Origin of the sequence: Kribbella sp. (genome assembly GCF_035655035.1) — a bacterium.
GTDB lineage: Bacteria > Actinomycetota > Actinomycetes > Propionibacteriales > Kribbellaceae > Kribbella.
The window spans coordinates 1-6286 of sequence record NZ_DASRVN010000125.1; the positions used below are offsets into that span (position 1 = coordinate 1).

The 6286-nt window shown below is 69.4% G+C and carries 5 protein-coding genes; 2 read left to right on the forward strand and 3 right to left on the reverse strand.

Features of this window, described 5'->3' with window-relative positions; translation table 11 throughout:
* Positions 1-1776 (reverse strand): alpha-mannosidase (locus tag VFF46_RS07100; protein ID WP_414673041.1); only part of this gene is annotated, 1776 nt, incomplete at its 3' end.
* A gap of 180 nt (positions 1777-1956) precedes the next feature.
* Here VFF46_RS07100 and VFF46_RS07105 point away from each other — a divergent pair.
* Positions 1957-3093 (forward strand): TAXI family TRAP transporter solute-binding subunit, encoded by a 1137-nt coding sequence (locus VFF46_RS07105; protein WP_325036216.1) that lies wholly within the window; start codon positions 1957-1959, stop codon positions 3091-3093.
* A gap of 118 nt (positions 3094-3211) precedes the next feature.
* Here the strand turns inward: VFF46_RS07105 and VFF46_RS07110 are convergent, their stop codons facing one another.
* Positions 3212-4585 (reverse strand): HAMP domain-containing sensor histidine kinase, encoded by a 1374-nt coding sequence (locus VFF46_RS07110; protein ID WP_325036217.1) that lies wholly within the window; start codon positions 4583-4585, stop codon positions 3212-3214.
* A gap of 3 nt (positions 4586-4588) precedes the next feature.
* Complete coding sequence (locus VFF46_RS07115; protein ID WP_012918592.1) at positions 4589-5254, reverse strand: response regulator transcription factor; 666 nt, start codon at positions 5252-5254, stop codon at positions 4589-4591.
* Positions 5255-5372: 118 nt separating this feature from the next.
* Between VFF46_RS07115 and VFF46_RS07120 the strand changes: the two genes are divergently transcribed.
* Positions 5373-6286 (forward strand): TRAP transporter large permease subunit (locus VFF46_RS07120; protein WP_325036218.1); only part of this gene is annotated, 914 nt, incomplete at its 3' end.

Below are 6286 nucleotides of genomic sequence, written 5' to 3' on the forward strand. Positions count from 1 at the left end.
CGAGATCGACGAGCCCGGCAGGATGTCGTGGAACTGGTGCAGCAGCGCGACCTTCCAGAGCCGGTCCAGGTCCTCGTACGGGTACGTGTCGAGCTTGCCCGCGACGACCGCCGCGGCGCTCCACAGCTCGGCCTCGCGGAGCAGGTGCTCGGTCCGCCGGTTGCCCTGCTTGGTCTTGGCCTGCGAGGTGTACGTCGCCCGGTGGATCTCCAGGTACAGCTCACCGGACCAGACCGGTGCGTGCTCGGAGTACTCGTCCTCGGCGGCGCTGAAGAACTCGGTCGGCGACTCGATCGTCACCTTCGGCGAGGACTCCAGGTCCGCGACCCGGCGCGCGGTCGCGACGAACTCGCGGGTGGGGCCGCCACCGCCGTCGCCGTACCCGAACGGGACCAGCGAGCGGGTCGCCGCGCCGTTCTCGGCGAAGTTCCGCTGCGCGTGCGCGAGCTCGCGGCCGGACAGGTCGGAGTTGTAGGTGTCGATCGGCGGGAAGTGGGTGAACACCCGGGTCCCGTCCAGGCCCTCCCACCAGAAGGTGTGGTGCGGGAACTTGTTCTCCTTGTTCCAGGAGATCTTCTGGGTCAGGAACCACTTCGACCCGGACAGCTTCACCAGCTGCGGCAGCGCCGCGGTGTAGCCGAACGAGTCCGGCAGCCAGACCTCCTGGGTGTCGATCCCGTACTCGTCCAGGAAGAACCGCTTCCCGTGCACGAACTGCCGGGCCAGCGCCTCGCTGCCGGGCAGGTTGGTGTCGGACTCCACCCACATGCCGCCCACCGGGACGATGTGGCCCTCGGCAACGGCCTTCTTCAGCCGCTCCCAGACCTCCGGGTAGTTCTCCTTCACCCAGGCGTGCTGCTGCGCCTGCGAGAACGCGAAGACGAGCTCCGGGTACTCCTCGGCCAGAGTGGCAACGTTGGACACGGTCCGGGCCACCTTGCGGCGGGTCTCCCGGAGCGGCCAGAGCCACGCGGAGTCGATGTGCGCGTGCCCGACCGCGGACAGCTGGTGCGCGCTGGCGTGCGCGGGCCGGCTCAGTACGTCGGTGAGCTGGGCGCGGGCGTCCGCGGCGGTACCTGCGACGTCCTCGTAGTCCAGCGCGTCCAGCGAGCGGCTGAGCGCGCGGAGGATCTCCCGGCGCCGCGGGTCCTGCAGCGACAGCTCCTGCTGCAGGCCGTCCAGCGCCTCGAGGTCGAGGATCAGGTCCCACACCTCGGCGTTGAAGACCGCCAGGTCGGCGCGGGTCAGCTGGTAGATCGGGTGGTCGCCGAGGCCGGCGCCGATGTCGGTCTTCGCGTACGCGTTGTCCAGCGGGATCTCCGGGTTCGCGGCCGCCTCGACGTAGAACTCGACGGTGTCGCCGGCGGAGGCCGCCGTACCGTCGGGGCCGAGGATCGACAGCGGCGCGTACGTCTGCCGCGGATGCAGGCCCTTGAGCGGCTTGCCGGAGGTGGTGTGCACCAGGCCCTCGGCGGAGAAGCCCGGGCCGCCGCTGAAGCCGAGGTCGATGACCGCCTCGATCTCGCTGCCGGCCCACTCGGCCGGCACCTGGCCGCTGAACTTGAACCAGGCGGTGCCCCACGCGGGTCCCCACGGCAGGCCGATCTGGGCCGGCTCGTAGGTCTGGGCGAGTGCCTCGGCAGGGGTCACCGGCTCACCGGGTGCGTGCCACACCTCGATGTCCAGACCGACGGCCGCGCCGTAGATCGCGGGGCGGAGCCGCTCCCGCAGGGCGCGCCTGAGCCGCTCCTCGATGAGTTGACGGTCGTCGTGCACGAAATCAGCCTCCGGGAAAGGATCCTCACACGGCCGCTACGGCCGCACGGATGACAACGCTGTCACACCAACCCCACGCGCGTCCAGACGCAGTTTCACCACGAAACTCCGGGTAGCGGTTGAGTTGCGGGCCAGCAGCGCGGCTACCCGCACGGCCCCATTGTTGTCTAGGTTGTCTGCATGGATCGCCCCCGCCTGCTCACGCCCGCCCGGCCGACCGGCCTGACCCGCCGGAGCCTGCTCGGGTTCGGCGCCGCCGCGGCGTCCGGGCTGCTGCTGCCGGGCTGCTCCCGCGGCCGCGCGGACGAGCCCGCACCGTCGGAGAAGGCCGTCTTCGTCACCGGTAACGCCGGCGGCGTCTACAACGTCTTCGGTACGGCGCTCAGCAAGCTGGTCAGCGAGGTCACCGGCGTCGAGCTGACGCCGAAGCCGACCGACGGCTCGGTGGCGAACCTGGTCGCGGTCGCCGGCGGCCACGCCGACCTCGGATTCTGTACGTCGGACACCGCGCTCGCGGCCTACGAGGGCACCGACGCGTTCTCGAAGGGGCGGCTGCACTTCAGCGCGCTGGCCCGGGTGTACGACAACTACGTCCACGTCGTCGTACCGATGGCCTCGAAGGCGACCAGCCTCGGGGACCTGTTCCCGAGCAAGGACGACCCGGGACGGAAGATGGTCGTCGGCGTCGGCCCGAAGGGCTCCGGCACCGAGATCGTCGCGAACATGATCCTGGACCGGGCCCGGGCCGAGGTGATCAAGTACAACCCCACCCTGGATCCGTCCAAGGTCGACGTGATCCGGAAGAACATGACGCTGCAGCAGATGGCCGATGCGGTGCAGCCCAGGAGCACTGAGCTCCGGGGGTCGATCGACGGGTTCTTCTGGAGCGGCGGCGTGCCGACCGATCCGATCGCCGTGCTGCAGAAGAGCATCGGATTCCGGCTGCTCGACATCGGCAGCGTCGCGGAGGAGATCGCGCTGCAGGAGTTCGGCGGCTTCCACGTGGCGCCGATCCCGCCGTCGCAGTACGGGCTGGCGAGCTCGGTGCCGACGCTCGCGATCCCGAACTACCTGATCGCCCGGCAGAACCTGTCGGACTCATGGGCCTGGTGGACGGTCAACACCCTCTTCCGCCGGCAGAACGACCTGATCAAGGGCGTCGCGGACGCCGGCGCCACCCCGACGCCCGGCGCCGCCAGCCCGACGCCCAACGGCAACCCGGAGGCCGGAGCGCTGGACCCACGCTCCGCGATCGCCACCATGCCGGTGCCCCTGCACCCGGCCGCGGAACGCTGGTACCGCCAGAACCACATCTGACCCAGCCACCCCGCCCATCCACAGGTGTGGATATCCACCGGTGTGGAGGGTTCTCTACTGGTGTGCGGGTGGAGAACCCTCATCACGACAGGATATCCATCCGCGTGCCGGAGTGGGGTCAGGCGTCGTAGTCCTCCAGGAGGGGGACTCGGACCTCGATGACCAGGCCGCCGCCGATCGGCGGGCGGGCGACCACCCGGCCGCCGACCCGGGCCGCCTCGGAGCGGACGATCGCCAGGCCGAGCCCGGTCCCCGGCATCTCCCGGTGGTGCGCGCTGCGCCAGAAGCGCTCGCCGACCTTCTTCAGATCCCGGGAGCCGAGACCGAGACCGTGGTCGCGGACCGACATCACGACCTCGGTGCCGTCCCGGGTGACCGAGACCTCGACCGGCGGCGCGCCGTACTTGGACGCGTTGTCGAGCAGTACGTCGAGGATGTCGTCGACCTCGAGCTCCGGGGCGACTCCGCCCGGGACCATCTCGCCGACCACCAGCTCCATGTCGTCGGCGGCGTACACGGCCTTCCAGCCGACCAGCCGCTCCTTGACCGCCTGGGCCAGGTCCAGCGGAGCCTCGTTGCCCTCGGCATCGGCCGACGGGCGGTCCGAGCCGGCCAGCCGGGACAGCCGCTGGACGATCCGGCCGAGCCGGTCGATGTCGCTGAGCGCGAACCGCGCGGTCGGCGACAGCCGGGACAGGCCTTCGATGTGGATCCGGGCCGACGTCAACGGCGTACGGAGTTGGTGCGACGCGTCCGCGACGAACTCGCGCTCACGCTGCCGCGCCTGGTGCAGGCTCAACGCCATCGAGTTGAAGCTGTCACCCAGTCGTCTCAGCTCTGGTGCACGACCGTCGGTCGACACCCGCGTGTCGAGGGCGCCGCGGGTGATCTGGTGGGTGGCGTTGTCGAGGTCCTGCAGCGGCCGCAGCACCCAGCGGGTGATCGGCCGGACGATACCGACGATGATCGCGCCGATGCTGATCAGCAGCCCGCCGAGGAGCAGCAGCAGCCCGCTCTGCACCTGCTCACGGGCCCTTTCGGTCGGAACCCGCAGTACGGCGGCACCGAGCACGCTGCCGTTGTTGACGACCGGACGGGACACGATCATCTCGCCGGAACGCCACGGCCACAGGGCCGGCGGCTCCGGTGGCAACCGGCCCGCCAGCGTGCTGTGCAGGGCGGTCGCGATGTCGTCCTGCTTCACGTCGACGCCGGACACCGAGGTGGCGATCACGCGGGAGTCGACGTCGACGACGAAGACCGGCGTGTCGTAGAGGTCCTGGTACCGGACCGCGAGCTCGCGCAGGTTCGCGATGTCACCGGTCTGCAACGGGCCTTCGGCCATCGCGGCGAACCAGTCCGCGTCGTTGCTCCGGGACAGGAACAGGGTGCGCGACGTACTCGTGGCGATGAAGTTCGCCAGCGGGATGACGGCGACGATGGCCAGCGCGACCACCATCGGGACGAGGGACTGCAGTAGTCGACGGCGCAACGGTCAGTCCGAACCCAGGCGGTAGCCGACGCCGCGGATGGTCTGGACCAGCTCGGGCCGGCCGAGCTTGGCGCGCAGGCTGGCGACGTGCACGTCCATGGTCCGCGACGACGCCTCGAACACCGACTGCCAGGCGTACAGCGCGACCTGTTCCCGGGGGACCACCCGGCCGTGGTGCGCGGCCAGTACTGCGAGCACGTCGAACTCCTTGCGGGTCAGACTGATGGGCTTGTCCGCCACCTGGACCGTACGGGCCTCGATGTCCACGGTCAGGTCGCCGACAGTCACCCGGGGGCGGGGCTGCAAGAGACCGGTACGACGAAGTACAGCATCAATACGGGCCAGCAGCTCGGAAATCGCGAACGGTTTCACCACGTAGTCGTCGGCGCCGCTGCGCAGCCCGCGGACCCGGTCGGCGGCCTCACCCCGCGCGGTCACCGCGATCACCGGTACGTCGGACACGGTACGGATCTGCCGGCATACGTTGATGCCGTCCCCGTCCGGCAGCCCGAGGTCCAGCAGGACCAGGTCGCCGGGGTCCGCCGCGAGGGCGTCCGCGGCCGTCCGTACGTGCGTCACCATCAGCCCGTACCGCCGCAAGGCGGGTATCAGGGCATTGGCGATATCGAGATCGTCCTCGACCAGCAGAATCCGGACCGCGCCACTCATGCGGTGATCGTAGGCCAGGTCACGGCCTCATGTGTCAGATCTTGGTAAAGACGTAATCACGTGACTCCATGCAGTGTTCGCCAACATTAGCCTTCCGGACACAGGAGGGAGCCGCTCGATGACTGTCGGTGTTGATGACGGGGGCAGGATCGCCGCACCCTCCGACGAGGAGTTGGCCGAGTACGAACAGGAACGGCCTGCTCGGCGGTTGCGCCCCGGCCTGGACCTGGTGATCTCGGTCTGGTGCGCGGTCGTCAGCGTTGGTGTGCTCGCGCAGGTCTTCTTTCCTCTACCACAAGGCACCCAGTTCTATCTGGTGATCTTTCTCGCAGCAGTACTGCCGATGACCTTGCTGTGTTACCGGGGGTTTCCGGGTCGCCGGGGCACGCATGACGACCCTGGGATCCTGGACTGGGTCCTGGCCGTGCTTGCGTTAGCTGTCTGCGTTTACCCGCTCTTTGGCTTCGATGGGTACCTGGAGCGTCGTCAGGCTCCTACTACGTTGGACGTGGTCGCGGGTGCCCTCCTGCTGGTGCTCCTGCTCGAGGCGTGCCGTCGTACGACCGGCTGGGTCTTGCCGGTGTTCAGCCTCGTCTTTATCGCCTACGCGTACTACGGCGGGTACTTGCCCTATACGTGGGCTCTTGCGCACCAGGGGTTCAACTTCGACGCGATCATCGCCCAGCTCACCATGGGTACGGCGGGCTTCTACGGGACCCCGTTGGGCGTGGCTGCGTCGTACATCGTGCTGTTCACCATCTACGGCGCAGTGCTCGACTACTCCGGTGCCGGCAAGTTCTTCATCGACCTGTCGTTCGCAGCGTTCAAGCGCAGCCGTACGGCGCCTGGGCGCACCGTCACGCTCGCGGGCTTCCTGCTCGGCACCGTGTCCGGTTCCGGTACGGCGACCGCGGTGTCGCTCGGCACCGTGTCGTGGCCGATCCTCCGCCGGGCCGGGTACCCACCCGAGCCCGCGGGCGGGATGCTGGCCGCGTCCGGTATCGGCGCGATCCTGTCGCCGCCGACGCTCGG

Excerpts from the sequence above, each read along its gene's own strand:
- VFF46_RS07105 (WP_325036216.1), top strand. The coding sequence starts at position 1,957 with ATGGATCGCCCCCGCCTGCTCACGCCCGCCCGGCCGACCGGCCTGACC.
- VFF46_RS07115 (WP_012918592.1), bottom strand. The coding sequence starts at position 5,254 with ATGAGTGGCGCGGTCCGGATTCTGCTGGTCGAGGACGATCTCGATATC.